This is a genomic window from Bacillus sp. 05T31, from assembly GCF_056396725.1.
Genome location: NZ_JBFTMA010000489.1, coordinates 1 through 3,410, shown reverse-complemented (window position 1 = coordinate 3,410; position 3,410 = coordinate 1). Strand labels below are relative to the sequence as shown.

The following is a 3,410-nucleotide window of genomic DNA, read 5'->3' as shown; positions in this document are numbered from 1 at the left end:
GTGTTGTGGTTGAGTTGTAGAAGCAAGTTGCGTCTTGTTTCAATTTTGAAAGGGCTTCTTTGAGCCGATTAGTGTATATATAGCTTATTTTGCTATGCACATTATTAATCGACTTGAAGAAGCCCTTTTTGTGTTGTTTTCAAGTCTGTTTGATTGGTAAAACCCATTATCACAGTGGGCAAAATTATTATTTAGGGGGATTTATAATGAATACGAATTTTGAAGTATCTATATTTTGTTCTGCACATCCGGATGATTTTATTCCGAGTTTACGAGCACTGCGATTGAGAGTTACAAAAGGAGGAGCTTTTTGGGAACGGGATTGTTATCAGTTTTCAATTAAACCATCAAACTTGTCACAGCAAGTAGCAAAACAAGCAGGGGAAATCTATTTGTATCATGTTCATTTTAATGGATGTGTACGAGATTTCCTTTTTTTGTTGGAAAGATGTTTTAGAGGGACAAGTTTTCGCTTTACTGCAATCCGTGGTTTTTTAGATGTAGAAGGGTATTCACTTAAGAAGTGGAAGCCGATTTTACGAAGCCATCATGTAAAGTYTTCAGATGWAGATTGTATTTTYAAGAAAGATGATCTTACAATKCTTGTTCATCATCATGGAGGATTAGAAGTGGCAAAGCGTGCGGAGAAGGGAGAACAATTAAGAAAAGTAAACTTCCCACAGGTAGATAGTTGGTTGCAAGCACTTAATCCGACAAAAGAGGACTTATTCTCTTTAACGGGTGTTAGTGTATCGTAATGAGTGATTTACAGAACCATATGAAAGTGTACAGACAGAGGGAATGACAGAAATCCGTAGTGAAAAATGACTATGAATTTCTGTCCTTTTATTTTATTGGGGAGAGTTTAAGATTTGAGATGTGTGAAATCGACTTTGTTAGATCAAGAACATAGAAGCGATTATTTAGTTTGCGATACATATTCTTTTGTATAAACGTTAGAAGTACAAGGGTAATATCTAAATAGAAGTATAAAGAGTTTAATGGAAGTGATAGTTCCATATATAATAAACGGTATACAAGGAGTTGGGAGACATGAATTATAACATTCAAAGAGGTCAATTTCGTTTAACAAGTGCGTATCCAAGAGGTAGCTGGTGGGARTTTTATCGTGTTCCTTGTCCAATTTGTCATGATACAGGCAATTGTATGCTGCATGTTTCGCAAGAGAAAGTAGCATGTACCCGTGTAGAAAGCAAATGGGTCTATGGGAAAAATACGAGCAATCCAAGCTACATTCATTACATAAATGGAAAAGATAAGTATCAATTGCCTGAAGTGGATGAAGTTCAGGTTCATGATAAGAAAAGCAATGAGAAATTAGATGTGTTTAATCGTAAGTTAATTGATTTTATACCATTGCAAGATAATCATCATGCACATTTATTAAGAGATAGAAAAATGAACGAGGAACAAATACAAGTACGTCAATATCGTTCCTACTTAAAACAACAAATTGTGTTAGAAGAGGATAATACGTATACAACCGTTTGGGAGCAGTTATTCAAACAGATTGGGAAGAAAGATTGTTGGCAGGGCGTGCCAGGCTTTTATGAAATGAAAAAAGGTACACTTTCGCTTCGTTTAATGGCAGGCTCCCCTGGTATATTGATTCCTTTTCGAAACCAGTATAATCAAATTGTTGGATGGCAGGTTCGTGTGGATGAAGTGAAAAACTCAGTTCATGTGAAATCTGCACCTACTGGAGTTCAAGCGGAATTAATTGAACAACCTAATGTTGTAAAGGTAACTAAGAATGGTGATTGTATCTTTGAAGGCGAACTAGAAGTGAGCAAAAAAGTAGAAATTTCATTTCAAGAGGGAAGAATTGTTGTAAAGATTCATAAAGGTCAAAAGTACTTGTGGCTCTCATCAGCAAATAAAAATCATGGAACTGGTGCAGGTGGTAGTGAACATCCACTTCCTGTACATGTAGCGGTACCAAGCTCWCAYTTGAAACATTGGAAWTCKGGTAYRYTACATCAAACAAAATCAGTRATGATTACAGARGGWCCKATGAARGCKGATTTGRTTGCTGATTTAATTCCTCAAAGGYTRAAYAAAGARGARATATCTAAMGTAGGGACAACAGTWCTTGCRATTCCAGGTGTAAATGCATGGCGAATTGCTATGCCTGTATTAAAAGACATGAGTGTAGAGAATGTGTATTTAGCATTTGACGCAGATTTAGTAGAGAACGAGAAAGTAAGAGCGGCCTTAATTGCTTTTGCGACAGAATTAAAGAAAGAGGGCTATAATGTGACGATTGCTGCATGGAATCCAGCACAAGGAAAAGGTTTGGATGATGCTATGCAAGCATTTTTYAAGCCAGTTTTCCGCACAATATAATAAATCGTAAAATTTCAGCTAGGGGATTTTATATAAAAGAAAGGTGTGTATTAAGTACATGAATCTTATGCAACAATTAATGGACGTAGACAAAAAAGCTAGGGAACAAGAAAGAATAGAACTAATTCATAGATTTTATAATGAAGGGGTTTCTATTACGACGATTGCAAATGCGACAAATATGTGCGAAGAGGATATTTCATATATATTAAACAGCTAGTAGCCATATTTGGTGAGGTAAATAGAAGGGAAAAAAGATAGAATTGTAATTCTATCTTTTTTTATGCATCTAAGTAAAAATTTTTAAAAGTAGAAGGGTAGAGGGAAAATATGAGTGTATATGTAAAAAAGAATCTAGTAAATTTACGAATTGACTTTGCTTTTAAGCGTCTATTTGGAGTAGAAGGAAACGAAGACATATTAATTGGTTTTCTAAATGCAGTATTACAATCATCTATCGATGAAGAAATCACTTCTTTACATTTCGATGATCCGCATCTCCCAAGAGAGCGAAAAGACGATAAATTGTCTATTTTAGATTTGCGAGCTACGCTAAATAATGGTATAAAAATTAATATAGAGATTCAAGTTCGAGACAAAAAAGATATGATAGAGCGCTCTTTGTTCTACTGGTCAGGTATGTATTATTCTCAAATGACTCAAGGAATGAAGTACACGGAATTAAGACCAACAMTTTGTATTAATATAGTAGATTTCATTCTGTTTCCAGAAGAAAAAGACTTTCATAATGTTAATACGGTGATGAACAGAAAATCCAAGCGTATCATTACCGAAAATATGCAGTTGCACTTTCTTGAAATTCCGAAAGTAATTCAAGAGTGGAAAGAAAAACGAGTGGATCCATGGGAGGATATACTAGCACGTTGGTTATTATTATTTCCTGCATATGAAAATGAGAAATTAACAACAATCCTGGAGGGAATCGCAATGGAAAAAGATCCAGTTTTGAAAAAGGCAATAGAGGATTGGGAGCGTCTAAGTAGCGATAAGGATTTTTTACGCTTATATGAGGCGAGAGAAAA

4 protein-coding genes and 1 pseudogene are annotated in these 3,410 nt (G+C 35.1%); all 5 read left to right on the top strand.

Annotation, left to right across the window (positions count from 1 at the left end; all coding sequences use genetic code 11):
• The first annotated feature begins 206 nt into the window (after window positions 1–206).
• The gene (locus AC1DJR_RS22585) at window positions 207–758 is read left to right on the top strand and encodes a hypothetical protein (protein WP_477003552.1); all 552 of its coding nucleotides are present in this window, start codon (window positions 207–209) and stop codon (window positions 756–758) included.
• A 123-nt stretch (window positions 759–881) separates the two neighbouring features.
• Window positions 882–1,064: pseudogene (locus AC1DJR_RS22580) on the top strand (LPD1 domain-containing protein); the annotation flags it as partial.
• Window positions 1,054–2,367, top strand: a complete 1,314-nt coding sequence (locus tag AC1DJR_RS22575; protein WP_477003551.1) for a DUF3854 domain-containing protein — start codon at window positions 1,054–1,056, stop codon at window positions 2,365–2,367. The pseudogene AC1DJR_RS22580 and the gene AC1DJR_RS22575, both read left to right, overlap by 11 nt.
• A gap of 58 nt (window positions 2,368–2,425) precedes the next feature.
• A complete protein-coding gene (locus tag AC1DJR_RS22570) occupies window positions 2,426–2,587 on the top strand; it encodes a hypothetical protein (RefSeq protein ID WP_340853115.1) in 162 nt (53 codons plus the stop codon).
• A 110-nt stretch (window positions 2,588–2,697) separates the two neighbouring features.
• A partial coding sequence (locus tag AC1DJR_RS22565; RefSeq protein ID WP_477003550.1) for an Rpn family recombination-promoting nuclease/putative transposase occupies window positions 2,698–3,410 on the top strand: 713 nt, incomplete at its 3' end.